Origin of the sequence: Mesorhizobium sp. M0296 (genome assembly GCF_040321675.1) — a bacterium.
In the GTDB taxonomy this organism is placed as follows: domain Bacteria; phylum Pseudomonadota; class Alphaproteobacteria; order Rhizobiales; family Rhizobiaceae; genus Mesorhizobium.
The window spans coordinates 1-25517 of record NZ_JAMYRZ010000066.1 but is presented as its reverse complement, the minus strand read 5'-3'; the positions used below and the strand labels follow the sequence as shown (position 1 = coordinate 25517).

Sequence of the window (25517 nt, the reverse complement as noted above, 5' to 3'; positions counted from 1 at the left end):
CTCCACTCCAGCCAGCATCTTGAATCACAAAACCGACTGATCCGGAATCCCCTTCGATTCCGTCAAATCAGGAACCGCTCTAGTCTATTCGGCCGCCGGCGCCAGCGGCCTGACCCTGGCCATCATCGAGCGCAGCATCGCCGGTTTCAGTGGTTTGCTGATCACCGGCACGTCGAGCCTGCCGGCAGCGGCGCGAACCTCGCTGGAGCGGTCGGCGGTGACCAGCACGGCCGGCAGGTCCTCGCCATGGATCGCACGCAACTGGGCGATCAATTCGAGGCCGGTCCTGTTGTCGAGATGATAGTCGGCAAGCACGATGTCCGGCCGATGCATGCCGGACCTCTCGAGATCCTCCGCGCCGGAAAGCGTGTCGACGCTGCAGCCCCAACCCTCGAGCAGCAGCCGCATGCCGTCGAGGATGCGGGCGTCGTTGTCGATGCAGAGCACATGGAGCCCGGCAAGCGAGGCCGCGGCACGGGCAGGCGGCTTCGCCTCGGCCTCGCGCCGCGGTGCCTGCACGGCCACCACCGGCAGCAACACGGAAAAGCGTGTGCCCTTGCCTGGGTTGGAGAAGATCCGGATTTCGAGGCGCAGGACGCGGGCGATGCGGTCGACAATGGAGAGCCCAAGGCCGAGGCCTTCCGCCTCGCGTGCGCCCTCGTCGAGCCGGGTGAATTCGCGAAACACGGTGTTCAGCTGGTCGCCGGCAATGCCGATGCCGGTGTCGATAACCTGGATCTCGGCCAGTTCGCCGCGCCGCCGCGCGCCGACCAGGATGCGGCCACGGCGCGTATACTTGATGGCGTTGGAAACCAGGTTCTGGATCAGCCGGCGCAGCAGATTGCGGTCCGTCATGACGCTGAGCGACGACGGCATGATCGAGAGTTCGAGCTTCTTTTCGGCGGCAAGCGGCCGGAAGTCGTTGCCGATCTGGCGCAGCAGCCCGTCGAGGCCGAAGCTCGTATCGTCCGGCTTCATCGCGCCGGCATCGAGGCGCGAAATGTCGAGCACCGCGCCGAGGATGGTCTCGACCGATTCCAGCGACGATTCGATGTTCATCGCCGCCTTGCCGGCAGGTCCCTTGCCGGTCTTCTCGATCAGCGACGAGCAATAGAGGCGGGCGGCGTTCAGCGGCTGCAGGATGTCGTGGCCGGCGGCAGCGAGGAAGCGGGTCTTGCCGAGATTGGCCTCCTCGGCCAGCATCTGCGCCTGCGCCAGCTCCTCATTGACGCGGGTGAGCTCGGCGGTGCGGCTCTTCACTCGCTGTTCCAGGGATTCGTTCGCGCGCTTCAGCGCCAGATCCTGCTCGACGCGTCCAGAAATGTCGGCGTAGGTGGCGACGATGCCGCCGTCCGGCATCGGATTGGAGCGCAATTCCAGGATGCGCCCGCTTGTCTTCAGCTCCATCTGCCATGGGCTGACGAAGCTGGTCAGGCGGTTGAGCATGGTGACGCGCTGGTCTGCCGGTATGTCACCGCGCTCGGCAAGGTGGCGCAGGATACGATCGAGTGAGACGCCGACCTGGCCCATCTCGTCGGGCAGGTCGAACAGCGCCCGGTACTGGCGGTTCCAGCAAATCAACCGGAAATCGCGGTCGAAGACAGTGATGCCCTGTTCCATCTGGTCGAGTGCGATCTGCAGCAGATCGCGATTGTGCTGCAGCGCCTCGGTGGCGTCGTCGAGCAGGCGGAAGGCGTCCTTGGATTCGCGGTCGTTGCGGCGCAGCAGCAGCGACAGGATCAGCCGAGCCGAGGATGAGCCGACGGCACTGGCCAGAAGCTGCTCGGAGAAGCGGATGACATCCATGCTGGCCTGTTCGTTGCCGAGCAGTGAAGTGCCGCTGCTCTTTTCGAACGAGTGAAAGGACCGCTCGGTGCGTTCGACACCGAGATAGCGCGCGATCGTGTCCTTGAGATCGTTAACGGTAATGGTGGTGCGGAAGCGGCGCAGGCTGGGCAGCGGACCCGCTTCGCGCGGCACGAAGATCGACGCCTGGATGCGTTCCAGCGGCACAGAGGCGCGCGACAGCGAGCCGAACACAAAAAACAGCGTGTTGATCGACAGGCTCCACAGCACGCCATGGTTCAGCGGCTCGGCGACGGTGCCGAAAAGAGCCTGCGGCCGCAATGCATCGAAGCCGAACAGGCCGTGGACGAGGATGCCGGTATCGGGCGCGATGAGCGAGGGAAGCAGCAGCGTATAGCTCCAGACGACGATGCCGGCGACCATGCCAAGCGCCGCACCCCTTCCGTTGGCGCCGCGCCAGACCAGGCCGCCGATCATTGCCGGCGCGAACTGCGCGATCGCGGCGAACGACATCAGGCCGATCGAGGACAGCCGCGCGCTGTTGGTGCTCTCGCGGTAGTAGAGAAAGGCGATGAACAGCATGATGAAGATCGCCGCCCGCCGTACATTGAGGATGAGCGTCGACCAGTCCTCGTTCTCGGATGTCGTGGTCCGCAGCAGCCGGCGCACGAACAGCGGAATGACCAGGTCGTTGGAGATCATGATCGACAGCGCGACGCTTTCGACGATCACCATTGCGGTCGCCGCCGACAGCCCGCCGATGAAGGCGGCCATGGCCAGCACGTCGTGGCCGCTGAACAGCGGCAGCGACAGCACGTAAAGGTCGCTGCTGGTCCTGGGGCCGACCAGTTCCAGGCCGGCCAATGCGATCGGCAGCACGAACAGGTTGATTGCCACCAGATAGAGCGGAAACACCCATGTCGCGGTGCGCAGCTCGGCCTCGCTGCGGTTTTCGACGATGGTGACGTAGAACTGGCGCGGCAGCATGAGGATGGCAAAGCCGCTTAGGCATGTCAGCACCAGCCAGGTAGCGAGCGAGGTGTTGTAGCCCATCGCCTGGCGCACCTGCGTGTTTTCGGCGAGCTGGTCGAACATATCGCCTGGCCCGCCGAAGATCAGGAACGTGACCATCAGGCCGATCGCCAGGAAGGCGGCGAGCTTGACCACGGTCTCGACCGCCACAGCCAGCACCAGCCCGTCCTGGTGCTCGGTGGCATCGGCATGGCGCGTGCCGAACAGCACCGCAAACAGCGCCAGCAGCATGGCCACGACCAGCGAGATGTCACTGACGAACGGATCGAACGACGGCGGCGAGCCGGTATAGTGCTCGACCATCAGGCTGACCGAGCCGGAGATGGCCTTCAATTGCAGCGCGATATACGGCACGGCGCCGATGGTCGCGATCAGCGTGGCGATCGCCGCGACAGCGAAGCTCTTGCCGTAGCGGGCACCGAGAAAGTCGGCGATCGAGGTGATCTTCTCGGTCTTGGCCAGCCTGACGATGCGCTGCAGCAGCGGAAAGCCGAACACGAACACCAGCACCGGTCCGATATAGATGCCGAGGAACTCCAGGCCGCGCTCGGAGGACAGCCCGACCGAGCCGAAGAAGGTCCAGGAGGTGCAGTAGATGGCGAGGCTGAGCGCATAGATAAAGGGCCGGGCGCGGCCAGGCCCGGATGAAGTCGAGCGCCGGTCGCCCAGGCTGGCGATGGCAAACAGCAACGTCACATAGGCGATCGCGATGATGACGATGAACCAGCCCTGCACGGCTCGAACTTCCTCCCTGCGCCGATTTTTTCATCCGGCCTTGCAGACGCAATCACAGCTTGGCCACCGAGTCCATCGCGGCTTTCGGCGCATTATGGCCGCGGCTTCGCGCAATCCAGGCCGGGGAAACACGTCTTTGCGCCTGTCGCAACCGCAGGTTTTTGCTATTCTGCCCGCCGGTCGATGCCGAGGCGTGGACGGCAGCACGGCCGGTCAGGACAAGGAGGGTCGAATGCTGAAAGAATTTCAGGAATTCATTTCCAGGGGCAATGTGATGGACCTGGCCGTCGCCGTCATCATTGGCGCTGCCTTCGGCAAGATCGTCACCTCGCTGGTCGACGACATCATCATGCCGGTCATCGGGGCGATTTTGGGCGGATTGGACTTCAACAACTACTTTCTGCCCTTGTCCTCGGCCGTTAACGCCACATCGCTGGCTGAGGCAAAGAAACAGGGCGCGGTCTTCGCCTATGGCAGCTTCATCACCGTGGCGCTGAACTTCCTTATCCTCGCCTTCATCATCTTCGTGATGGTCAAGGCGGTGAACAATCTGCGCCAGCGGCTGGAGCGTGAAAAACCGGCCGCCCCGGCCGCTCCGCCGCCGGCCGACGTCGCGCTGCTCACCGAAATTCGCGATCTCCTCGCCAGAAAGTAGCGCCTGCGGTAACTTTCTGGACCAAAACCCCGGTCGCTTGCGGCCGGGGTTTTCTGTTTTCGTCCGCCCTGAAACACGCTAGCAGTCGAGCAAACGAAAACGGACCCATCCATGACCCTGATCGATACTCTGCGCGCCGAAGCGCGGGCGGCGCCTGAAAGCGGCATTGTCGCCGTCATGAACCGTGGCCGCGGCCGCGACGGCATGATCCCGCTCTGGGCCGGCGAGGGCGACCTGCCGACGCCTGCCTTCATCACCGATGCAGCCGCCAAGGCACTCGCCGGCGGCGAGACCTTCTACACCTGGCAGCGGGGCATTCCCGAACTCAGGCAGGCGCTCGCCCGCTACTATACCTTTCGGCAAGACTTTCGCCAACGAGGAATTCATCGTCACCGGCTCCGGCATGCACGCCATCCAGATGGCCATCGATGCGGTGGCCGGCAAGGGCGACGAACTCGTCTACCTGTCGCCGGCATGGCCGAACTTCGCCGCCGCCGCCGGCGTCGCCGGCGCCGTGCCGGTCGCGGTCACGCTCGACCAGTCGGGCAATGGCTGGTCTTGCGATGCCGACAAGATCGCAGCGGCGATCACGCCACGGACCAAGGCGCTGTTCGTCAACACGCCGTCCAACCCGACCGGCTGGACCGCCGACAAGGAGACGCTGCAGGCGATCCTCGACCTTGCCCGTGAAAGGGGCCTGTGGATCATCGCCGACGAGATCTACTCGCTGTTTCATTACGGCCATGGCCGCGCGCCGTCCTTCATCGACATCATGGCCGATGAGGATCGCATCCTGTTCGTCAATTCTTTTTCCAAGAACTGGGCGATGACCGGCTGGCGCATCGGCTGGATCAAGATCCATCCCGCCTTGCAGCAGGTGTTCGAGAACCTGGTCCAGTATTCGACGTCCGGCGTTGCGCAGTTCATGCAGCGCGGCGCCGTCGTTGCCCTCGATGAGGGCGACGCCTTCATCGTCGAGCAGGTGGAGCGGGCGAGGGCGGCGCGCGACCTGGTCTGCGGCATTCTCGCTACGACCGGCAGGGCGCGGTTCACCGTGCCGCAGGGCGCATTCTATCTGTTCTTCGCGGTCGACGGCATCTCCGATTCCCGCGCCGCCGCCTTCGACATGGTCGACCGCGCCAATGTCGGCCTGGCTCCCGGCACCGCCTTCGGCCCCGGCGGCGAAGCCTTCCTCAGGCTGTGCTTCCACCGCCGCCTCGACCAGCTCGAGGAAGCCGCACACCGGCTGGCGAAATGGATGAAGAGTGTGTGAGCTGCCTCGAAGCCCGAGTTGAAACTCGCTCCGGCAGTCAGCTGGCGTGGGTTTCGAGAACCGGAGCGCAGCGGACATTTCGGTCCGTGAGCACCGGAAGCGCAGAAAGCCGCGTCAGATGGCCGCCGCAGTAGAGTTTCAAACGGGCTTCAGCCGCCCGACTTCGGCACCAGCAGCGGAATGACGCGGTCGCTCTTGGCGACCGACGGTCGGCCCGCCGAACCGTAGGGAATCCCCAACGCATCCCATGTCTCGACCAGCGCGTCCTGCAGGGACGCAATCAACGCGTCCGAATGGAACGGTGTAGGCGTGATGCGCAGCCGCTCGGTGCCGCGCGGCACCGTCGGATAGTTGATCGGCTGGATATAGATGCCGTGCACACCGAGCAGGCGGTCGCTGGCCATCTTGCAGAGCTCGGGATCGCCGACCAGAAGGGGCACGATGTGGGTAGGCGACTCCATCACCGGCAGGCCGGCCGCGGCCAGCACTTGCTTGGTCCGTGTCGCCTGACGCAGCTGCGCATCGCGCTCGGCCTGCGAGCGCTTGAGATGGCGGATCGAGGTGGTTGCCGCGGCGGCGATCGCCGGCGGCAACGCCGTGGTGAAGATGAAGCCCGGCGCATAGGAGCGCACCGCGTCGATCACCGCAGTGTTGCCGGCGATGTAGCCGCCAAGCGTACCGAACGCCTTGGCCAGCGTGCCCTCGATGATGTCGATGCGGTCGGCCAGCCCTTCGCGCTCGGTGATGCCGCCGCCGCGCGGCCCGTACATGCCGACGGCGTGGACCTCGTCGATGTAGGTCATGGCGTTGTAGCGCTCGGCGAGATCGACGATCTGCTTGATCGGCGCGATGTCGCCGTCCATCGAATAGACGCTCTCGAAGACAATCAGCTTGGCGCGCTCGCGGCCGGCCGTCTGCAGCAGGCTTTCGAGATGCGCGACGTCGTTATGGCGGAAGATCTTCTTCTCGGCGCCTGAGCGCCGCACGCCCTCGATCATCGAAGCGTGGTTGAGCTCGTCCGAGATGATCAGGCAATTGGGAAGCAGCTTTGCAATGGTCGAGATCGACGCCTCGTTGGAAACGAAGCCGGAGGTGAAAACCAGTGCGGCTTCCTTGTCGTGCAGGTCGGCCAGCTCCAGTTCGAGCTCGACCAGCGGGTTGCTGGTGCCGGAAATGTTGCGGGTGCCGCCGGCCCCCGACCCCATCTTGCCTGCCGCCTTCTGGAACGCGGCAATGACGTCGGGATGCTGGCCCATGCCGAGATAGTCGTTGGAGCACCAGACGGTGATTTCCTCGGCGCGGCCATTGGCGCGCCAGATGGCGCGCGGGAATTTCCCGACGATACGCTCAAGGTCGGCGAAGACGCGGTAGCGACGCTCCGCATGGAGCTGGTCGATCGCTTCCTCGAAGAACCGCTGATAGTTCATGTCGCCTTCCCAGTTTTGCGCGGGATCATAGTCATTGGCCTTTTCGGCGTCCACCTGGCCTTTTTGGTCAAAATGCCACGCCCCGTGCCTGTTCCTAACGACCACGGAACGTGGCCTATTCCCTTGATGTGGATCAATCTTGTTTCAGGACAATGCCACGCGCCGATGAGACTGGTTACCGCAGGTTTTAATGGCCTGGCGGCAGATTTTCCAGTACGGCGACGATTGAGACAGTTCCGACAAATCATGAATAGCGAGGATGCGGATGACGGTTTTGGTGACAGGCGGGGCCGGCTATATCGGTAGCCATATGGTCTGGGAATTGCTGGACACGGGCGACAACGTCGTCGTCCTCGACCGGCTTTCCACCGGCTTTGAATGGGCGGTGGCCCCGGAAGCAAAGCTCGTCGTCGGCGACGTCGCCGACAGGGAACTGGTCGCCTCGATCATTCGCGACAATAAGGTCGACGCGATCATCCATTTCGCCGGCTCGATCGTGGTCCCCGAATCGGTTGCCGACCCGCTTGCCTATTACGAGAACAACACCTGCAAGACGCGCACCTTGATCGAGACCGCGGTGCGCGAAGGCGTGCCCAATTTCATCTTTTCCTCGACCGCCGCCGTCTATGGCGGCGCCGGCCTGGAGCCGGTGCGCGAGGATGCCCGGCTTGCGCCGGAATCGCCCTATGGCCTGTCCAAGCTGATGAGCGAATGGATGCTGCGCGACGCGGCGATTGCCCATGGGTTGCGCTATACGGCGCTGCGCTATTTCAACGTCGCCGGCGCCGATCCGAAGGGCCGCACCGGCCAATCGACGCCCGGTGCCACGCATCTGATCAAGGTCGCTTGCGAGACGGCGCTCGGCAAGCGCCCCTTCATGCAGGTGTTCGGCACCGACTATCCGACACCGGACGGTACCTGCATGCGCGACTACATCCACGTCAGCGACCTGGCGGCGGCGCATCGGCTGGCGCTTCAGCGGCTGCGTGCCGGCGGATCGAGCCTGGTCGCCAATTGTGGTTACAGCCACGGCTATTCGGTGCTCGAGGTCATCGACAGCGTCCGCCGCGTCTTCGGCCATGATTTCGACGTGCGGATGGGCGATCGCCGCGCCGGCGACGCCGCCGCGGTCGTCGCCAATTCGGAGCTGGCGCGCGGCGAGCTCGGCTGGACCCCGCAGCGCGACAACCTCGACCAGATAGTTGCCGATGCGCTTGCCTGGGAGCGCATCCTGACCAGCAAGAATTCGGCTCTGGGGTGAAGTGGGCTCTCCGCAAAGGTTGGTTCAGCGCGCTGGGGGCGGAATGAAAATCCTGGTGCTTGGGGCCGGCGTCGTCGGTACGGCGGCGGCCTATTATCTGGCCAGCGACGGCCATGAGGTGACGGTGATCGAGCGCCATCCGGCGGCAGCACGCGGCACCAGCCGGTCGAATGCCGGCCTGGTGTCGCCCGGAGACGCCACCGCCTGGGCCTCGCCCGCCGCGCTGAAGACGTTCCTGCGCGGCCTCTACAACCACGATCTCGGCATCAAGGTGCGGCTGCGCTTCGATCCGTATTTTTTCGCCTGGAGCCTGCGCTTCCTGCGCCAATGCACGCATAAGCGCATGCGCGCCAACACCGACGTCAAGCTGCGTCTGGCGCTCTATTCGCGCGACTGCATCAACGCCGTCTCCGCCGAAACCGGCATCCACTACGACGAGCGCAAGAAAGGCATTCTCTATTTCTTCCGCTCGCAGCAGAGCTTCGATACCGGCACCGACAATTATCGCTATCTCGGCGAACACGGCCTGCCGATCGAGATCGTCGGCCGCGAACGGCTGGTCGAGCTCGAGCCCGGCCTTGCCGGCGCCAAGGACAAGATAGCCGGCGGCGTCTATTCGCCGATCGACCAGACCGGCGACTCCAGCCAATTCACGCAGCGCCTCGCTGCCTATGCCGCCGAGAAACTCGGCGTCCAATTCCTCTACGGCACCACTGTCGAAGGCCTCGACATCGACGGTGGCCGAGTGCGCGCGGTGATGACCTCGGCCGGCCCGATAATCGGCGACGCGGTGGTCATTTCCATGGGGCCGGAGAGCGGTCTGCTCGGCCGCCGCTACGGCATCGACCTGCCCGTCTATCCCGTGAAGGGCTATACCGTGACTGTTCCACTGGAAGATGGAAGCAAGGGGCCGATCATGGGCGGCGCCGACGAGGACCGGCTGATCGGCTATTCCAGGCTGGGAAATCGGCTGCGGATGTCCTCGACGGCGGAGTTCACCGGGTTCGACCGCACGTTCAAGCCACGCGATTTCAACTCGATCCTGAACACCGGCAAGGACCTGTTCCCCGGCGCTTTCGACGAGAGCAAGGCTGAGCTCTGGGCTGGACTTCGCCCGATGATGCCGAACTCCGTGCCGGTCATCGGCCGGGCGCGGTACGACAATCTCTACCTCGACACCGGCCACGGCCATCTCGGCTGGACCATGGCCTGCGGTTCGGGAAAATTCCTTGCTGACGTGGTCGCCGGCCGCAAGCCGGAGATCGATCCGCAAGGATTGCTCTACAGGAACTAGGCATCTCCAGACATCAGGGCGCCATGAGCTCGGCGGTCAGGTTCGTTCGTCGACCGCCGAACGCCAGGAGCGCACGTAACTGGTCCAGAGTGGATCGGCCGACGGTTCGGTCCTTTCGCCTCTGCCTTGCGGTGTCCCCTGGTCCGACGCCAGCAAGGCGGCGCCGATGCTGGTGCCTGTCGCAGCCTCGGAGGCAATGACGGCGCGCGCCGCCGCCGCAGCCAGCATGCGGGTGAACAGCCGGTTGCGGGCGAAGGGTCCTTCGACGATGGTGGGACCGTCCGCGCCGATCAGGTCGAGGCAGGTCGCGGTCATCAGCGCCAGGTAGAACGAGATGGCGACAAAGCGCTGGCCGACGCTCATACCGTCCGCGTTAAGCCATGATGCGGTATGATGCGGAAACGGCCCCGAACCCTGTTGGGTCGAGGGCAATAGGGACGTCTTGCGCGCTAGCACCGTGGCAACATCGTCTTCCGTCCAGTTCTCCGATTGGCCCTCGGTCAGCACGGAAAACTCGCGGCCACCCATGAAGCGCGCCGAGGGCACGGGATCGCCGAGCGCGTTGACATTGACCAGCGTATCGCGTGCCGGGTCGAGCGCGATCTTGTTGCCGCCGACTGCCATCGACACCACCCAGGTGCCGGTCGAGACCACGGAGAAAGGCGGTCTGTCGGACAGGAGATGCGGCAGCAGCGAGGCGTTGGAATCGTGCAGGCCGCAAAACACCGGCGTTTGCGGGTCGAGGCCGGTTTGCCGCGCGAGAGCGGGCAGGATCGGGCCCAAGCGGTCCTTGGCCTGCCGCACCGGCGCCATTAGCCGGCGCCATTGCAGCCGGTCGACCAGCGACGAAAAATCCGCTTTCCACGGGTTCCACAGATCGGTGTGGCAGCCGAGCGAAGTCACCTCGCTGGCGGCGACGCCGGTCAGGCGCAAGGCCCAGTATTGCGGATACATCAGGATCGCGGCGGTTCTGGCGAAATCCGCCGGAAAGCGCTTCTGCTGCCAGAACAGCTGCGCGCCGAGATTGAGGCCGGCCGGCAGGCGCGGCGTGCCGGTCTCGGAGAACGCCGGACGGATCGTGTCATAGTCCCCGGCAAGGGCATCCGGCCCGTCGAATTCGTAGTCGAGCACCGGCAGCGCCAGTTCGCCTGATGCGTCGACCAGCACGCCCGTAGCGCCATGGGTGGTGATCGATATCGCATCGATGCGCTGCTCGCGATCGATCTCGGCCAGGCTGCCAAGGATAAACGCCCATAACCGCTCGACGTCATGGTGCGGGTACGGGCCTTGCCGAACCGGCTCGTTCACCATCCTGCGCAGCGCGACTTCGCTTGCCGCGGCAAGATCGACCAGCGCCACCTTGGCGTTGGTCTTGCCGATATCGATGACGGCGACGTGGCGGGTCATTCCATATGGAACATTGTTTCCAGCGGCACCGCCACCGGCTCGTTGTTCGGCTTGGTCTCCATGATGTCCGCCATCTCGGCCCACCAACGCTGCATCACCGGATGCTTCGGCAATTCGTCCATGCCATGGTCGTCACAGCGCCACAGCACGCCGAACAAGGTGTTGGTCTCTTCGTCGAGATGGATCGAGTAATCGGAGATACCGGCCTGCTTGAGCAGCGCGACCAGCGACGGCCAGATGTCGTCGTGGCGCCTCTTGTATTCGGCCTTCATGCCCGGATTGAGCTTCATCTTGAACGCGTATTTCTCCGGCATCAGGCAAAGCGCTCCCGCCGTACTCGCCGCCACAGGATCGGCAGCGCGATGACGATGATCAGCAGCAGGCCGATGAAGATCGACATAACGATCCCCGGCACGTTGAGCAGGCCGAGGCCGAAGGTCACCAGTCCCATGATGAAGGCGGCCAGCACCACACCCAGAATGCTGCCGGCGCCGCCCAGGATGCTGACGCCGCCGAGCACCACCATGGTGATGACTTCCAGCTCGTAGCCCTGTGCGATGGACGGCCGGGTCGAGCCGAGCCGCGATGTGATCAGCACCGAGGCGATGCCCGCCATCAGGCCGGTCAGGCAAAACAGGATGAATTTGATACGGCCGACGCGTACGCCGGAAAACTGCGCCGCGACCGGGTTGTTGCCGATGGCAAAGACCCGGCGGCCGAAGCTCGTCCGGTGCAGAAGGAACCAGTAGACGACTGCCGCGATCAGGAAAAGCGTCAGTTCGAACGACACCACCCACCAGACATAGCCCTGGCCGAAGAAGGCGAAGCTCGCGGGATAGCCCTTGTAGGCCTGGTCGCCCAGGATGATGAAGGCAATGCCGCGAAACAGGCTCATCGTGCCGATGGTGACGACGATCGACGGCAAGCCGAGCCTGGTGACGAGCAGTCCGTTGAAGGCGCCGCAGCCGAGCCCGACGACGAGGCCGATTGCCACCAGTTCAGGCATGCCGGCGCCGGCCTGCACCGCCATGCCCATCATTGTTGACGCCAGCGCGATGATGGCGGCCACCGACAGGTCGATTTCGCCGGAGATGATCAGCAGCGCCATGGCCAGCGCGATCAGCGCCTTTTCCGTGAAGTTGAAGGTCAGGTCCGACAGCGACCACGCGTCGAGGAAATAGGGCGAGGCAAAGCTGTTGACGGCAAAGATGGCAACCGCCACGACGACCAGCAGCGCCTCCCATGAGAAGATCGCCGACGTCAGCGGCTTGTCGAGCCGGTCGGGAATATGGCGTGGGGCAGGGGTGTCGGTCATGCCGCTTCCGCCTTCTTGAGGATGATGCGGCCTTGCCGGCGTTCGCCGCGCGCGTTGAGCACCACGGCCAGGATGATGGCGCTGCCTGAAATCGCCATCTGCCAGAACGGTGAGATGTTGATCACCGGCAGCGCGTTGGAGATGATGCCGAGGAACAGCGCGCCGAGCACCGCGCCGCCGACCGAACCGATGCCGCCGGCAATCGAAATGCCGCCGATGACGCAGGCGGCGATGATATTGAGCTCATAGCCGTTAGCGACCTCGACCGAGGCGATGACGTAGCGCGAGATCCACAGATAGCCGCAGAGGCCGCCGATCATCCCCGAGATGCAGAAGACGATGAATTTCGTCCGGCCGACATCGATGCCGGCATAGACCGATGCTGTCGGGTTGACGCCAATGGCATAGATCGAGCGGCCGAGCGCGGTGCGAGTCATCACGAGGAAGAACAGTGCAATAACCAGCAGGGCGATCCACGACAGTACCGGAATGCCGAGGAAAGCCGCGCGCTGCAACCCGATGAAATCAGCGCTCATCTGGTCGGCGTTGACCCAGGCGCCGCCTGAAATGACGAACGTGGCGCCGCGGTAGATGGTGAGGGTGCCGAGCGTTACCACGATCGAGGGAATGTTCAGCCGCCATACCAGCAGGCCGTTGATGGCGCCGAGCACCAGGCCGATCAGAAGTGCGATGACGATCAGCAGCGGGATCGGGATCGCCGGATGCGCGGCGTTCAGCATTGCCACCACCATGCCGGTGAAGCAGAGATTTGAAGCCATCGACAGGTCGATCGAGCGGGTCAGGATGACGACCATCTGGCCGAGCGCCAGGATCATCAGGATCGACGTGTCGTTGAACACCTGGCGCAGGTTGGCCGGATCGGCAAAACCTGGAAACCGCGTGGAGATCAGCCCGATCAGCACGACGATTGCCGCCAGCAGCCAGACCTCGCGGCATTTGAGAAGAGCCTTCATGCCGCGATCCCCGCTGCCGTCCTGACCAAGGTTTCGGCGTCGAGCCCTTTATTGTCATAGACCGCGGCAATGCGGCCCTCGCGCATAACGACGACGCGGTCCGACATGCCGAGGATTTCCGGCAATTCGGACGACACCATGATCACCGACAGGCCTTGCGCGACGAGCTCGGCCATGAAGCCGTGCACGGCCGCCTTCGAGCCGATGTCGATGCCCTTGGTCGGCTCGTCCAGGATGATCACCTTGGGCGCGGTCGCCAGCCATTTGGCGATGACGATCTTCTGCTGGTTGCCGCCCGACAGCGTGCCGACGTCCTGGCTGAGCGAAGAGGCGCGCAGATCGAGCCGCTCGGTATAGGAGCGGGCCAGCGCGAACTCTTCGGCCAGCCGCAATATGCCGGATTTGGATGTCCGTTTGAGCGAGGGCAGCGAGACATTCTGGAAGATCGGCAGGCCGATCACCACGCCTTGCTTGCCGCGCTCCTCCGGCACATAGACGATGCCGGCGTAGATCGAATCCGCCGCCGATTTCGGCGCGATTGCCTTACCCTCCAGCGTGATCGTGCCGCCGCTGGTGCGGGTGATGCCTGATATCGCCTGCATCACCTCGCTGCGCCCGGCGCCGACAAGGCCGTAGAAGCCGAGGATTTCGCCCCTGTGCAGCTCGAAGCCTATGTCGTCGAACTCGGTCGGGTGCGACAGGCCGGAGACGGCCAGCACCGGCGCGCCGATCTCGGCCTTGCGCTGCGGAAAGATGTGATCGACCGAGCGGCCGACCATCATGCGCACGATCTGGCTCTGGCCGGCGTCCTTGATCAGGCCTTCGCCGACCATCTCGCCGTCGCGGAACACGGTATAGCGGTCGGCGATGCGGTAGATCTCATCGAATTTGTGGCTGATGAACAGGATCGCCTTGCCGTCGCTCTTGAGGAATTCGATCAGCAGGAAAAGCTCTTCGATCTCCTTCATCGAAAGCGCTGCCGTCGGCTCGTCCATGATGACGATCCGCGCGTCGATGGACATGGCGCGGGCAACCGCGACTAGGTGTTTGTTGGCAATGCCGAGATCCTTCAGCCTGGCGTCGGCGTCGATATGGCCGGCGCCCATCGTGTCGAGCACCTCGCGGGCATTCTTGCGCATGGTGCGCCAGTCGATGGTTTTGAAACGCGTGCGCGGCGCATGGCCGAGGAAGATGTTTTCGGCCACCGTCAGGTCGTCGAACAGCACGGTTTCCTGGTGGATGGCGGTGATGCCATGCCCGAACGCGGCGTGGGCGCTGGGCAGTGTGACCGGCTGGTCGTCGATGCTGATCGTGCCAGCATCCGGCTGGTAGATGCCGGTCATGATCTTGACCAGCGTCGACTTGCCGGCACCGTTTTCGCCGATCAGCGCGGTTACCTGGCCGGGATAGAGCGACAGGCCGACATTGTGCAGCGCCCGCACGCCGGGAAAGCTTTTCGAGATGCCGGACAGCGTCAGGCGCGGTCCGGATGACAAAGGCGCTTCATGTGCCACTTCGTGCCGGGCTGTCGTGTCCATGATCGTATCAAGCCCTGTAGCAAGGTTCGTTTGAAAGCGCGGCGGAACCTGAGCCCCGCCGCACCCTTTCGAAGGTCCCAGGATCAATAGATCTTGGAGAACTTTTCGATGTTCGACTTGTCGAACTGGAAGGGCGGAGCCATCGCAGCCGAGTTGGTGTCGTCGAGCGTGACCTTGCCGACGCGGCCGATCGACAGCGTAGCACCGGGCTTGGCCTCTTCCTTCTTCACCGCCAGGTCGTGGGCGAGGTAGACGGCGGAGTAGCCGAGATCGATCGGGTTCCACAGCGCAACCGCCTGGCTGGCGCCATTGTCGATGAACTTCTTGAACTCCGACGGCAGCGCCAGGCCGGTGACGTTGACCTTGCCGATCAGGCCTTCATCGGTCACCACCTGCGCGGCGGCAACGACGCCGACCGTGGTCGGTGCGATGATCGCCTTGAGGTTCGGATAGGACTTCAGCAGGCCCTTGGCTTCGTCCGTGCTCTTGGCCGAGTCGTCGTCGCCATAGACGGTGGCGACGAGCTTGATCTTGGGGAACTTCTCCGGCAGCACCTTCTTGGCCGCGTCGATCCAGGCATTCTGGTTGGTCGCGGTCGAAGAAGCCGACAGGATGGCGACATCGCCGCCTTCCGGCAGGTAGTCGGCGGCCAGCTTGATGATGGTCTCACCGATCAGGTTGGTATCGGAGGGGTTGAGGTGAAGCTGGCGTCCTTCCGGCGCGACGCCTGAATCCCACGAGATGACGGTAATGCCGCGCTGCATCGCCTTCTTCAGCACTGGCACCAGCGCGTCGGCGTCGTTCGCCGAAATGGCGATGGCATTGACCTTCTGGGCGATCAGCGAATTGACCACTTCGATCTGCGCTTCGGCGGTCGCCTTGGTTGGGCCGGTGTAGATGATGTCGACATCGCCGAGCTCCTTGGCCGCCTCTTCGGCGCCCTTGTTGGCGGCGTCGAAGAAGCCGTTGCCGAGCGACTTCACCACCAGCGCGATCTTGACGTTTTCGGCGTAGGCGGCATTCACGAACATGGCGGCGGAGAACGCCGCCGTAACCATCAATTTCTTCAGAAAGCTCATCGAATATCCTCCCTTGAGCGTTGCATTCCATCGCCGCTGCGGGCGTGAGTGGTTCTCAGGCCTGCAGCGAAGATTCTTCCTTGTTGGTTGCCGTTGTGCGGGCGATGATCAGCGTCACGCCGGCGGTCTCCAGCATCTTGGCTTCGCGATCCTCGATGGCGTCGTCGGTGATCACCGTGGCGATGCGCGACAGGCCGCACAGGATCAGGCTCGAGCGTTTGCGGAACTTCGAGGAATCGACCAGCACCACCAATTCGTCTGCCTGGTCGATCAGTTTCTGCTCGGCCTGGATCAGCAGCGGATCGCCTTCCATAAGACCGAGCGGCCCCAGCCCTTGCGCGCCCATGAACATGCGGCGCGCGTAGAAATTGCGCGTCACGTCATTGTCGAACGGCGACAGGATGATGTTCTGCTCGCGGTAGATGGTGCCGCCCGACAGCATCACCGTGTTCTTGGAGTGCCTGAGCAAGTGCTCCGCGATCGGGAAGGAATTGGTGAAGATCGGCATGCGGCGGCCGGTCAGGAAATGCACCATCTGGAAGGTGGTGGTGCCGCCATTGATGATGATCGGCTCGCCGTCCTTGCACAGATCCACGGCTTCCCGCGCGATTGCCCGCTTCTGCGAAGCGTTGATGGTTTCGTTGACGGAAAAGGGCCGGCCGGCAAGGCCGATGAACTGCGGCGGCGAAAGCGCCTCGGCGCCGCCGCGCACCCGGCGCAGCCGTTTTTGCACATGCAATGCCGCGATGTCGCGCCGGATCGTCGCCTCCGACGACTCCGTCAGGTCGACCATCTCCTGCACCGTCACCACAGGCTTTTCCTGGACGGCGGACAGAATGATCCTGTGGCGCTCTTTCTCGTGCATGGTTCCTCCCTGCCGGAGCATCTAGTCACCCAAAGCGCGCAGTGTCAATCATTTCCGATCAGATAATTTCATTGTGCAATGCAATATGACTGATATTGATCGTTTGTGATTGACAAGGCCGCCGCTTGCGTAGAAATTCGTACAAAAGGGACCCGCGCCGTTTGCGTGTCCCAAAGGGAGGATACCTATGCTCGACAAGCGCTCCGGCACGCGCCTCGCCAATCTTTGGGATGACGCAAAAGCGCAAGCAATGAGCGAGCCCGAACGTCTGGTCTACCGCTCGAATGTTCTTGGCTCCGACAAGCGCGTCACCAATTATGGCGGCGGCAACACCTCCTCCAAGATCTGGCAAAACGATCCGCTCACCGGCGAGAGCGTGGAAGTGCTGTGGGTCAAGGGCTCGGGCGGCGACAGCGCCTCGATCAAGCTCGACGGCTTCGCCACGCTCTACATGGACAAATTGCGCGCGCTGAAAGGTCTCTATCGCGGCCTCGAACATGAAGACGAGATGGTCGGCTATCTGCCCCATTGCACCTTCAACCTCAACCCGCGCGCGGCTTCCATCGACACGCCGCTGCATGCCTTCGTGCCGAAGCCTTATGTCGACCATATGCATCCCGATGCCATCATCGCCATTGCCGCCGCCAAGGATTCGCAGGCGCTGACCAAGGAGATCTTCGGCGACACGATCGGCTGGCTGCCATGGAAACGTCCGGGCTTCGAGCTCGGCCTGTGGCTGGAGAAATTCTGCCGCGAAAACCCCGAAGCCAAGGGTGTCGTACTGGCCAGTCATGGCCTGTTCAGCTGGGGCGACACGCCGAAGGAATGCTACGAGACGACGATCTCGGTGATCAACCAGGCGATCGACTGGTTCGAGCGCAAGAGCAAGGGCAAGCCGATTTTCGGCGGCGAAGTCGTCAAATCCCTCGATGCGCCTGCGCGTCGCGCCGTGGCCGCAAAACTGATGCCGAGGATCCGTGGCCTGATCTCGGAGAACAGCCACAAGCTCGGCCATTTCGACGATTCCCCTGCCGTGCTCGAATTCGTCAATTCCAGGGATTTGCGGCCGCTGGCGGCACTCGGCACGTCCTGCCCGGACCACTTCCTGCGCACCAAGATCCGGCCGCTGGTCATCGAGTTCGACCCCCAAAATCCCGACGTCGATGCCGTCATTGCCCGTCTTGCCGATGATGTGGCGGAGTATCGCGTCGGCTATCAGGCCTATTATGACCGCTGCAAGCACGCGGATTCGCCACCGGTGCGCGATCCGAACGCCGTCGTCTATCTGATGCCCGGCGTTGGCATGTTCACCTTCGCCGGCGACAAGGCGACGGCGCGCATATCGGGCGAATTCTACGTCAACGCCGTCAACGTCATGCGCGGTGCCTCGACGGTCTCGACCTATGTCGGCCTGCCCGACCAGGAAGCCTTCGACATCGAATACTGGCTGCTCGAAGAGGCAAAGCTGCAGCGCCTGCCGAAACCAAAGGCTCTTGCCGGCCAGATTGCGCTGGTCACCGGCGGCGCCGGCGGCATCGGCCGGGCCACCGCCAGCCGGCTGCTGCGCGAGGGCGCGTGCGTCGTGCTGGCCGATATCGACGAAGCAGCCCTTGCCAGCGCCAATGACGAGCTTGCCAAGGCCTATGGCAAGGATTTCGTGCGGCCCGTAGTCATCAACGTCACGTCCGAGGATCAGGTGATCTCCGGCTTTGCCGAAACGGCGGTCGAATTCGGCGGCATCGATATTCTGGTCTCCAATGCCGGCCTGGCCTCCTCGGCGCCGATCGAGGACACCACGCTGACGCTGTGGAACAAGAACATGGACATCCTGTCGACCGGCTATTTCCTGGTTTCGCGGGAGGCGTTCCGGCTGTTTCGGGCGCAGAAGATCGGCGGCAACGTCGTCTTCGTCGCCTCCAAGAATGGGCTTGCCGCATCGCCAAACGCCGCCGCCTATTGCACTGCCAAGGCCGCCGAAATCCATCTGGCACGCTGCCTGGCGCTGGAAGGCGCGGAAGCGCAGATCAGGGTCAATGTCGTCAACCCCGACGCTGTGCTGCGCGGCTCGAAGATCTGGAGCGGCGAATGGAAGGAACAGCGCGCCGCCGCCTACAAGATGTCGACCGACGATCTCGAGGAGCACTACCGCTCGCGTTCGATGCTGAAGCGGTCGGTGTTCCCCGAAGACATCGCCGAGGCGATCTATTTCTTCGCCTCCGATATGTCGGCCAAATCGACCGGCAACATCATCAACGTCGACGCCGGCAACGCACAGAGTTTTACGCGATAAGCGACCGTCTTTGAGGGTTGCGCTGCCCCTCATCCGCCTGCCGGCACCTTCTCCCCGTATAGTGACGGGGAGAAGGGAAGCGCTACAACGCCGGTGATCCCCCTCTCCCCCTTGTTTTTTATGGGGAGAGGGTAAGGGTGAGGGGCAGCGCCGACCAACGCAAATTGGGAGGAAACCACCATGTCCGAAACCATCATCTCCGCCGACCTCGTCGACAGGCACAATGCCGCGCGCGATGCCGACCTCAGACGCGACTACGAGTCTCTCGGCGAGCGCCTCGACCGCCGCGGCATCGCCATCGACGCCATCCGCGACAAGGTCGAGAAATTCGCCGTCGCCATCCCGTCCTGGGGCGTCGGCACCGGCGGCACCCGCTTTGCCCGCTTTCCCGGCGCCGGAGAGCCGCGTGACATTTTCGACAAGATCGAGGACTGCGCCGTCATCCGGCAATTGACGCAGGCGACGCCGACCGTCTCGCTGCATATTCCCTGGGACAAGGCCGATCCGAACCGGCTGAAGCAGGCGGCATCCCGCTTCGGCCTCGGCTTCGACGCCATCAACTCCAACACCTTCTCCGACGGCAGGGACCAAAAACTTTCCTATAAATTCGGCTCGCTGTCGCATGCCGATGCAGCAACACGCCGGCAGGCGGTCGAGCACAATCTCGAATGCATCGAGATCGGCAGGACGCTGGGCTCCAAAGCGCTGACGGTATGGATCGGTGACGGCTCGAACTTTCCCGGCCAGGTCAATTTCGCCAAGGCATTCGAGCGCTATCTCGACGCGATGAAGGAGATCTATGCCGGACTGCCGGACGGCTGGAAACTGTTCACCGAGCACAAGATGTACGAGCCGGCCTTCTATTCGACCGTCGTGCAGGATTGGGGCACCAATTACATCATCGCCAAAGAGCTTGGCGACAAGGCGTTCTGTCTGGTCGACCTTGGCCATCACGCCCCCAACGTCAACATCGAGATGATCGTGTCGCGACTGATCCAGTTCAAGAAACTTGGCGGCTTCCATTTCAACGATTCGAAATATGGCGACGACGATCTCGACGCAGGCTCGATCGATCCCTACCGGCTGTTCCTCGTCTTCAATGAACTGGTCGATGCCGAGCTTGCCGGTGCCGAAGGTTTCGATCCGGCCCACATGCTCGACCAGAGCCATAACGTCACCGATCCGATAGAAAGCCTGATGTTGTCGGCGGTCGAGGTGCAGCGCGCCTATGCCCAGGCGCTGCTGGTCGACCGCAAGGCGCTCGAAGGCTTCCAGGACGCCAATGACGCGCTGATGGCGACGCAGACGCTGAAGACAGTCTATCGCATCGACGTCGAGCCGATCCTTGCCATGGCGCGGCTGAAGACCGGCGGCGCCATCGATCCGGTCGCCGCCTACCGCGCCGCCGGCTACCGAGCGAAGGTCGCAGCCGAACGGCCGGCGGTGGCGAGCGTCGGCGGCGGGATTGTTTGATGTTGAGGGTGAAAATGAAAAACCCGCCTCGGGAGGGCGGGTCATTGGAGCCAATTAGCACCATATCCAAATTAGTAGCATAGCTGCCGGCACAAAGCAAGAACAAAGTTGCTGTGTAACTGAAAAATTCTGAGAGCCGCGATGAAGCGTGGCCTTGCTACCAACGCTGCGGCGCTCAGAAGTTACGGCATGGATGCTAGGGTCTCCGCGACGTCGCTTCGCTCCTGCTCCGCCCTAGGATGACGAAGGCGTGAGGGCCTACAGCTAATCGCAGATGTTGGGGATTGGCGGCTGATGGCAATGGCAAACGTTGCAGGCTGGCGGCTGCTGGCAAATCGCAAACTTTCGGGATTAGCCGATACCTCCCTCCCTTCGTCATCCTAGGGCGGAGCAGGAGCGAAGCGACGTAGCGGAGACCCTAGGATCCATGCCGTTGCAGTCGCCAAAGATTGCAACGGCGGTTGCGAGGCGAACCGGCACAGGCGTGCGAACCCTCCCGATTCTTTCGATCTTCGCAGTAGACTCAACCGCTCCAAGCGCGTTTCCTAGGCACACCCCCACGCTCGGAGAACGGCCATGCACAACACCCGCCGAACCCTAATCGCCGTCAGCCTTTCCCTCGCCCTGACCTTCGTACCCTTCCTCGCCTATGCCGCCTCGCCGCAGCCGGCGAAGGGCGAGCACGGCATGGTGGTGACCGCCCAGCATCTTGCGTCTGAGGTCGGCGTCGAGGTGCTGAAGCAGGGCGGCAACGCGGTCGATGCCGCGGTCGGGGTCGGCTATGCGCTGGCCGTGGTCTATCCGACCGCCGGCAATATCGGCGGTGGCGGCTTCATGACCATCCGCTTCAAGGACGGCCGCTCGACCTTCCTCGATTTTCGCGAGCGCGCGCCGCTGGCCGCGACCAAAACCATGTATCTCGACAAGGACGGCAAGCCGGTAAAAGGCGCCAGTCTCGACGGCTATCTGGCGGTCGGCGTGCCGGGCTCGGTCGCTGGTTTCGAGATGGCGCGGGAGAAATACGGCACGCTGTCGCGGCAGGACTTGCTGGCTCCGGCCATCCGCTTTGCCAAGGAAGGCTTCGTGCTGGAGCAGGGCGATGCGGCCTCGCTCCAGGGCGGCGCGGAGCGGTTGGCAAGGGACCCAGCGGCGGCGGCCATTTTCCTCAAGCCGGACGGCAAGCCCTATGCTGTCGGCGAGCGTCTTGTTCAGCCCGACCTCGCGGCTTCGCTGGCCGCCATTTCCGAACGCGGGGCGGATGCCTTCTACAAAGGCGCGACCGCCGACGCCATCGTCAAAGCGAGTGGCGAGAAGGGCGGCATTCTGGCCAGGGCTGATTTCGAAAACTATGCGGTGCGCGAGCTCAAGCCGGCGACCTGCAATTATCGCGGCTACGAGATCATTTCCTCGCCGCCGCCGAGCTCCGGCGGCGTCATCATCTGCGAGATCCTCAACGTGCTTGAGTTCTATCCGTTGTCCTATCTCGGCGCCGGTTCGGCCGAGACGGTTCACGTCATGGTCGAGGCGATGCGCCACGCCTATGTCGACCGCAATTCGGCGCTCGGCGATCCCGGTTTCATCGACAATCCGGTCGCAAAACTGCTCGACAAGAATTACGCCAGGGAAATTCGCGAAAAGATCGATCCGTTCCGGGCCGGCGTCTCGCAGGAATTGATGCCGAAGGGCTTTGGCGAGAGCAACGAGACGACGCATTTTTCGATCATCGACAATGACGGCAATGCCGTCGCGGTAACCTACACGCTGAACGGCTCTTTCGGTGCCGGCGTGGTCGCCGCCGGCACCGGCATCCTGCTCAACAACGAGATGGACGATTTCACCCAGAAACCCGGCGTGCCCAATCTCTATGGCCTGGTCCAGGGCGAGGCGAATGCGATCGCGCCGAAAAAGACGCCGCTGTCGTCGATGAGCCCGACTATCCTCGCCAAAGACGGCAAGCCGTTCATGGTCATCGGCAGCCCCGGCGGTTCACGCATCATCACCATCACGCTGGAGGCGATCGTCAACGTCGTCGACCACGGCATGAACATCCAGGAGGCCATCGACGCACCGCGCATCCATCACCAATGGTTGCCCGACACGGTCTATATCGAACCTTTCGGCCTGTCGCCCGATACCGAAAAGCTGCTTACCGGCATGGGCTACCGCCTCGATCTTGCCGACACGACCTGGGGCCAGGCGGCCGGCATCCTGGTCGGCGGCAAGAGCCTGGCGGAAATCGAGAAGGGTGGCGGCGCCCGCTACAACGGCGCCATCGACAGCCGCGCCGCAGCCGGCAAGGCTATCGGGTATTAAACCCCAAAAGTGGGAACCGGTTTTCGGATAAGATCATGGTCAACAAGAAGATTGCGCCTTGCTTCAGGTGACCAGCGCGATCGTCGACGCTATCAGCATCAGCGCCGCGATGCCGACGAACAGCGCGTAGATGCGCGGCCGGTCGAGCAGAAGCGCATTGCCGGATATCCACGCCGCGGTGGCGCCACCAAGCGCGAAAAAGAAGGTGCTGCGGCGCCCGAAGCTCAAGCCGGCAGCCATCAGGCCACCGATGATCAGGGCGCCGAACACGATGATCACGGCGACTGCGTATTTTTCGAAATCGTTGCTGCCGGCGCTCGGGCCGATTGCGTTCAACCTCGACAGATCGTCCGGATCGAACGGGCTGGTCGACCCATATTCGTCTTGACCGACAGGCTCATGCATTATTCGTTCTCCGCAAACCGACAGCAAATCATCAAGCCTCGCCGAGCGCAACCGCTCGCCGAATGTGATCGGCACGGTGTTCAACACTTTCTGGCGGCGGCTTGCCAGAGATTTTTGAATTCGCGCTTGGATCGCCGCCCGCTGCGCGGCCTGGTCAAGCGCTTTGCCCGAGCTGAATCTTCATGCCGCCCTGGCCAAAGACTGCGTTGCCTGAACGGAAGCCCCAAGCACCGCCTGTGCGGCGTCGGCCTGCCTTTCATCGACATGCGCCAGCACCAGGATCACACCTTGTGCGGCATCCGGCTGGCCTGGCTGCTTGCGGATACCGGGCGATGTCCCGAAAAGTCTGTCGGCAACGCAGCCCAAGGCTGCACCGACGAGGGCCGATGCCAGCCATCCCGCGCCGAGGGGATCGATGCCGGGGATATCGAAGGCGCCGAGGCCGGCCAACAAACCCGCCGCCGCGCCGAGGGCGGCACCGCTGCCTGGACCGCGCAAGACGGCGCCGATTTCGTCATCATAGGGTCCGATGACACTGATTTCGTGGCGGGCGATCCCTGCCGCCTGAAGTGCTTCGACGGCTCGCGCCGCCTGGTCATGGGAATCAAAAAGTCTGCTGATTGTTCGCATTGAAACTGCCTGTGAGGCCCCCCGGCCCTCGACGGTACGGCGGGTTCCTGCTGAGCGACGACGCCGAGGAACCGCCTAACGCATACGTCGCCCGCCGCTCATTTCCGAGCGGCGGGCGACGGCTGCCCGAACTTTCACGTCAATCGATGATCTTGACGATCTTGCGCGTGCCTGGGTCGACGACGACGGTGCGATTGTCGACGATGACATAGCGGTATTTGACGCTGGGGACTTCATGAAGCTCGACGGTATCGGGGAGCGTCGAGCCGATGTTGAGCTCCACCCCAGGGATTTTCACCGAGGCCAGCGGCTGCTTTTTCACATACTCCTTGATGACCGTTTCCTGCTGCGGTTCGATGACAACGTCTTGCGCCGCAGCGGCGCCGATGCCTGCCAGCAGCAAAAAACCCGCCACCGCGGTGGAAAGATGCATTCTCATGGTCGTCTCCTTTGCGAACTCGGTCCGCTCTTCGCGCCAAGGCTCATTCGAACGGAAGGCAGCTGAAAACGTTCCGTCGACGGGGCTTCGGTCCCGCCCGGCAGGGACCAACCGACGTGTCGCCGCAGGACCTAAGTCTGATCCTTGCGCGCAAAGGGTGGGTTTGCCGCGTGACCCGGAACCGCCGCGGCACCTAGCCGTTGCTGGCTGCACATTCCGGGAGGATTCCATGGAAAAGGTCGACGGTTGCTCGCACCGGTCCTGGCTGTTTCCATTCCGATCGAACCCGGCATCTGCGCAGCCCTGTCCCTTCCTGCGCCGATAAGGGTTCGCGCGTCACTTTGTGGCGGGCGAACCCTCAAATTGCTGTGTGCACCAAAGTTGACCCCCCTGAAGCGAAGAGAAGGGGCGAGGAGAGCGGAAATGGCCGATGACAAGAGCAAGCGAGACTTCAGCGACCGCAATCGCGTTTCGGCGGATGAATATTATGAGGTCGAACATTTCGCGCGGGAAAATGGTGTTTCGCCCAGCCAGGTGAGCAAGCTGATCAAAAGGACCGGTGGCGACCGGATGATCCTCTCGCAGGCGGTGAAGGCATTGCGCGAGCGCAAATGAGCTGGCGGTGAAGCCAACGGTGGAGAGGCGCTGATCGCGATCGGCCGAGATCCGGCCAGCTATCGACAACGTGCCCGGATGCCGCCGCTTCGGCCAAGCGCAATGCCCCGCTACTTCTTCGATTCCGATGAAGACGGAATCGTCTATTCCGACGATCAGGGAACGTTATATGACGATCTCCCGCTGGTCAGGAAAGAAGCCCTTCGCACATTGGCCGAGATGGCCAGGGATGGCCTTCCTCATCGCAGGATTGCAGTCAAGGTCCGGGACGACCGTGGCGGTCTGGTCCTTGAAGTGGCTTTGACCTTTGCCGTTGAAACGCGGCACTTCGACGAGCGGATTTTCCAGATCGACTTGCGCACGAACTGACGGCTCGATCATCATCGCGCCGACCATCATCAGATTTCTGGTGCAGCGGCATCTTCCCCTGGCGCGGAACATTAGAAGTCTCTAATTGTTATCTTAAGCAGCGGGAACCTCCCAGGATTCTGCTGCAGATCGGGTGCAACCCGATCGGCCCGCGCCCTCCGCCAGAGGCGCGGGCTTCGTTTGTTTAGCCGATGCGCAACGCCATGCGGCGGAAGCATATTGGAGACCTGCGGGAGCACTAGAGCGGTTCCTGATTTGACGGAATCGAAGGGGATTCCGGATCAGTCGGTTTTGTGATTCAAGATGCTGGCTGGAGTGGAGG

At 63.1% G+C, this 25517-nt stretch carries 20 protein-coding genes and 1 pseudogene; 10 read left to right on the top strand and 11 right to left on the bottom strand.

Features of this window, described 5'->3' with window-relative positions; translation table 11 throughout:
* Window positions 1-84 precede the first annotated feature (84 nt).
* Window positions 85-3573 (bottom strand): PAS domain-containing hybrid sensor histidine kinase/response regulator, encoded by a 3489-nt coding sequence (locus NKI97_RS33560; protein ID WP_352838439.1) that lies wholly within the window; start codon window positions 3571-3573, stop codon window positions 85-87.
* A 232-nt stretch (window positions 3574-3805) separates the two neighbouring features.
* Here NKI97_RS33560 and mscL point away from each other — a divergent pair, with 232 nt between their 5' ends.
* Both mscL and NKI97_RS33550 read left to right on the top strand, forming a co-directional pair.
* Window positions 3806-4228, top strand: a complete 423-nt coding sequence (mscL, locus tag NKI97_RS33555; protein ID WP_352457754.1) for a large conductance mechanosensitive channel protein MscL — start codon at window positions 3806-3808, stop codon at window positions 4226-4228.
* Window positions 4229-4339: 111 nt separating this feature from the next.
* Window positions 4340-5501 (top strand): annotated as a pseudogene (locus tag NKI97_RS33550) (pyridoxal phosphate-dependent aminotransferase).
* Window positions 5502-5650: 149 nt separating this feature from the next.
* Here the strand turns inward: NKI97_RS33550 and hemA are convergent.
* Entirely contained in the window at window positions 5651-6928 is a 1278-nt protein-coding gene (hemA, locus tag NKI97_RS33545) for a 5-aminolevulinate synthase (protein ID WP_352448656.1), read from the bottom strand.
* A 265-nt stretch (window positions 6929-7193) separates the two neighbouring features.
* On the opposite strand from hemA, the gene galE reads away from it, so the two are divergent.
* A complete protein-coding gene (gene galE / locus NKI97_RS33540; protein WP_352448657.1) occupies window positions 7194-8189 on the top strand; it encodes a UDP-glucose 4-epimerase GalE in 996 nt (331 codons plus the stop codon).
* A 43-nt stretch (window positions 8190-8232) separates the two neighbouring features.
* Window positions 8233-9483: a D-amino acid dehydrogenase gene (locus NKI97_RS33535; protein WP_352457738.1), complete on the top strand. Its 1251-nt coding sequence runs from the start codon at window positions 8233-8235 to the stop codon at window positions 9481-9483.
* 36 nt (window positions 9484-9519) lie between these two features.
* Here NKI97_RS33535 and NKI97_RS33530 read toward each other — a convergent pair whose 3' ends face one another.
* The 7 genes from NKI97_RS33530 to NKI97_RS33500 form a co-directional block, all read right to left on the bottom strand.
* Window positions 9520-10890 carry an FGGY-family carbohydrate kinase gene (locus NKI97_RS33530; protein ID WP_352838438.1) on the bottom strand — a complete coding sequence of 457 codons (1371 nt, stop codon included), beginning with the start codon at window positions 10888-10890 and terminating at the stop codon, window positions 9520-9522.
* Entirely contained in the window at window positions 10887-11204 is a 318-nt protein-coding gene (gene rhaM, locus NKI97_RS33525) for an L-rhamnose mutarotase (protein WP_352838437.1), read from the bottom strand. Before rhaM ends, NKI97_RS33530 begins: the two co-directional genes overlap by 4 nt.
* Window positions 11204-12205: an ABC transporter permease gene (locus tag NKI97_RS33520; protein WP_352448661.1), complete on the bottom strand. Its 1002-nt coding sequence runs from the start codon at window positions 12203-12205 to the stop codon at window positions 11204-11206. The genes rhaM and NKI97_RS33520 overlap by 1 nt, the downstream gene beginning before the upstream one ends.
* Entirely contained in the window at window positions 12202-13179 is a 978-nt protein-coding gene (locus NKI97_RS33515) for an ABC transporter permease (RefSeq protein WP_352838436.1), read from the bottom strand. Before NKI97_RS33515 ends, NKI97_RS33520 begins: the two co-directional genes overlap by 4 nt.
* Entirely contained in the window at window positions 13176-14717 is a 1542-nt protein-coding gene (locus tag NKI97_RS33510) for a sugar ABC transporter ATP-binding protein (protein WP_352838435.1), read from the bottom strand. Before NKI97_RS33510 ends, NKI97_RS33515 begins: the two co-directional genes overlap by 4 nt.
* A gap of 83 nt (window positions 14718-14800) precedes the next feature.
* Window positions 14801-15796: a rhamnose ABC transporter substrate-binding protein gene (gene rhaS, locus NKI97_RS33505; protein ID WP_352448664.1), complete on the bottom strand. Its 996-nt coding sequence runs from the start codon at window positions 15794-15796 to the stop codon at window positions 14801-14803.
* A 55-nt stretch (window positions 15797-15851) separates the two neighbouring features.
* Window positions 15852-16661: a DeoR/GlpR family DNA-binding transcription regulator gene (locus NKI97_RS33500; RefSeq protein ID WP_023677380.1), complete on the bottom strand. Its 810-nt coding sequence runs from the start codon at window positions 16659-16661 to the stop codon at window positions 15852-15854.
* Window positions 16662-16848: 187 nt separating this feature from the next.
* On the opposite strand from NKI97_RS33500, the gene NKI97_RS33495 reads away from it, so the two are divergent.
* From NKI97_RS33495 to ggt, 3 genes are all read left to right on the top strand, one after another.
* Window positions 16849-18951, top strand: coding sequence for a bifunctional rhamnulose-1-phosphate aldolase/short-chain dehydrogenase (locus tag NKI97_RS33495; RefSeq protein ID WP_352747040.1), 2103 nt, complete (start codon window positions 16849-16851; stop codon window positions 18949-18951).
* A 180-nt stretch (window positions 18952-19131) separates the two neighbouring features.
* Window positions 19132-20424: an L-rhamnose catabolism isomerase gene (gene rhaI / locus NKI97_RS33490; RefSeq protein WP_352838434.1), complete on the top strand. Its 1293-nt coding sequence runs from the start codon at window positions 19132-19134 to the stop codon at window positions 20422-20424.
* 576 nt (window positions 20425-21000) lie between these two features.
* Window positions 21001-22737, top strand: a complete 1737-nt coding sequence (gene ggt, locus NKI97_RS33485) for a gamma-glutamyltransferase (protein WP_352838433.1) — start codon at window positions 21001-21003, stop codon at window positions 22735-22737.
* A gap of 63 nt (window positions 22738-22800) precedes the next feature.
* On the opposite strand, the gene NKI97_RS33480 is transcribed toward ggt, so the two are convergent.
* On the bottom strand, window positions 22801-23142 hold the full coding sequence (locus NKI97_RS33480; protein ID WP_292663955.1) for a hypothetical protein: 342 nt from the start codon (window positions 23140-23142) through the stop codon (window positions 22801-22803).
* Between NKI97_RS33480 and NKI97_RS33475 the strand changes: the two genes are divergently transcribed.
* On the top strand, window positions 23137-23775 hold the full coding sequence (locus tag NKI97_RS33475; protein WP_352448667.1) for a hypothetical protein: 639 nt from the start codon (window positions 23137-23139) through the stop codon (window positions 23773-23775). The genes NKI97_RS33480 and NKI97_RS33475 overlap by 6 nt on opposite strands.
* Before the next feature lie 136 nt (window positions 23776-23911).
* Here NKI97_RS33475 and NKI97_RS33470 read toward each other — a convergent pair whose 3' ends face one another.
* Complete coding sequence (locus NKI97_RS33470) at window positions 23912-24211, bottom strand: DUF1236 domain-containing protein (RefSeq protein WP_352747052.1); 300 nt, start codon at window positions 24209-24211, stop codon at window positions 23912-23914.
* Between the two features lie 423 nt (window positions 24212-24634).
* On the opposite strand from NKI97_RS33470, the gene NKI97_RS33465 reads away from it, so the two are divergent.
* Both NKI97_RS33465 and NKI97_RS35635 read left to right on the top strand, forming a co-directional pair.
* Entirely contained in the window at window positions 24635-24826 is a 192-nt protein-coding gene (locus tag NKI97_RS33465; RefSeq protein WP_352448668.1) for a DUF3606 domain-containing protein, read from the top strand.
* Between the two features lie 78 nt (window positions 24827-24904).
* Window positions 24905-25195, top strand: coding sequence for a DUF6894 family protein (locus NKI97_RS35635; RefSeq protein WP_502907143.1), 291 nt, complete (start codon window positions 24905-24907; stop codon window positions 25193-25195).
* Window positions 25196-25517: the final 322 nt, after the last annotated feature.

Coding starts and splice junctions, on each gene's coding strand:
- mscL (WP_352457754.1), top strand. CDS start 3,806: ATGCTGAAAGAATTTCAGGAATTCATTTCCAGGGGCAATGTGATGGAC.
- hemA (WP_352448656.1), bottom strand. CDS start 6,928: ATGAACTATCAGCGGTTCTTCGAGGAAGCGATCGACCAGCTCCATGCG.
- galE (WP_352448657.1), top strand. CDS start 7,194: ATGACGGTTTTGGTGACAGGCGGGGCCGGCTATATCGGTAGCCATATG.
- NKI97_RS33535 (WP_352457738.1), top strand. CDS start 8,233: ATGAAAATCCTGGTGCTTGGGGCCGGCGTCGTCGGTACGGCGGCGGCC.
- NKI97_RS33530 (WP_352838438.1), bottom strand. CDS start 10,890: ATGACCCGCCACGTCGCCGTCATCGATATCGGCAAGACCAACGCCAAG.
- rhaM (WP_352838437.1), bottom strand. CDS start 11,204: ATGCCGGAGAAATACGCGTTCAAGATGAAGCTCAATCCGGGCATGAAG.
- NKI97_RS33520 (WP_352448661.1), bottom strand. CDS start 12,205: ATGACCGACACCCCTGCCCCACGCCATATTCCCGACCGGCTCGACAAG.
- NKI97_RS33515 (WP_352838436.1), bottom strand. CDS start 13,179: ATGAAGGCTCTTCTCAAATGCCGCGAGGTCTGGCTGCTGGCGGCAATC.
- NKI97_RS33510 (WP_352838435.1), bottom strand. CDS start 14,717: ATGGACACGACAGCCCGGCACGAAGTGGCACATGAAGCGCCTTTGTCA.
- rhaS (WP_352448664.1), bottom strand. CDS start 15,796: ATGAGCTTTCTGAAGAAATTGATGGTTACGGCGGCGTTCTCCGCCGCC.
- NKI97_RS33500 (WP_023677380.1), bottom strand. CDS start 16,661: ATGCACGAGAAAGAGCGCCACAGGATCATTCTGTCCGCCGTCCAGGAA.
- NKI97_RS33495 (WP_352747040.1), top strand. CDS start 16,849: ATGCTCGACAAGCGCTCCGGCACGCGCCTCGCCAATCTTTGGGATGAC.
- rhaI (WP_352838434.1), top strand. CDS start 19,132: ATGTCCGAAACCATCATCTCCGCCGACCTCGTCGACAGGCACAATGCC.
- ggt (WP_352838433.1), top strand. CDS start 21,001: ATGCACAACACCCGCCGAACCCTAATCGCCGTCAGCCTTTCCCTCGCC.
- NKI97_RS33475 (WP_352448667.1), top strand. CDS start 23,137: ATGCATTATTCGTTCTCCGCAAACCGACAGCAAATCATCAAGCCTCGC.
- NKI97_RS33480 (WP_292663955.1), bottom strand. CDS start 23,142: ATGCATGAGCCTGTCGGTCAAGACGAATATGGGTCGACCAGCCCGTTC.
- NKI97_RS33470 (WP_352747052.1), bottom strand. CDS start 24,211: ATGAGAATGCATCTTTCCACCGCGGTGGCGGGTTTTTTGCTGCTGGCA.
- NKI97_RS33465 (WP_352448668.1), top strand. CDS start 24,635: ATGGCCGATGACAAGAGCAAGCGAGACTTCAGCGACCGCAATCGCGTT.
- NKI97_RS35635 (WP_502907143.1), top strand. CDS start 24,905: ATGCCGCCGCTTCGGCCAAGCGCAATGCCCCGCTACTTCTTCGATTCC.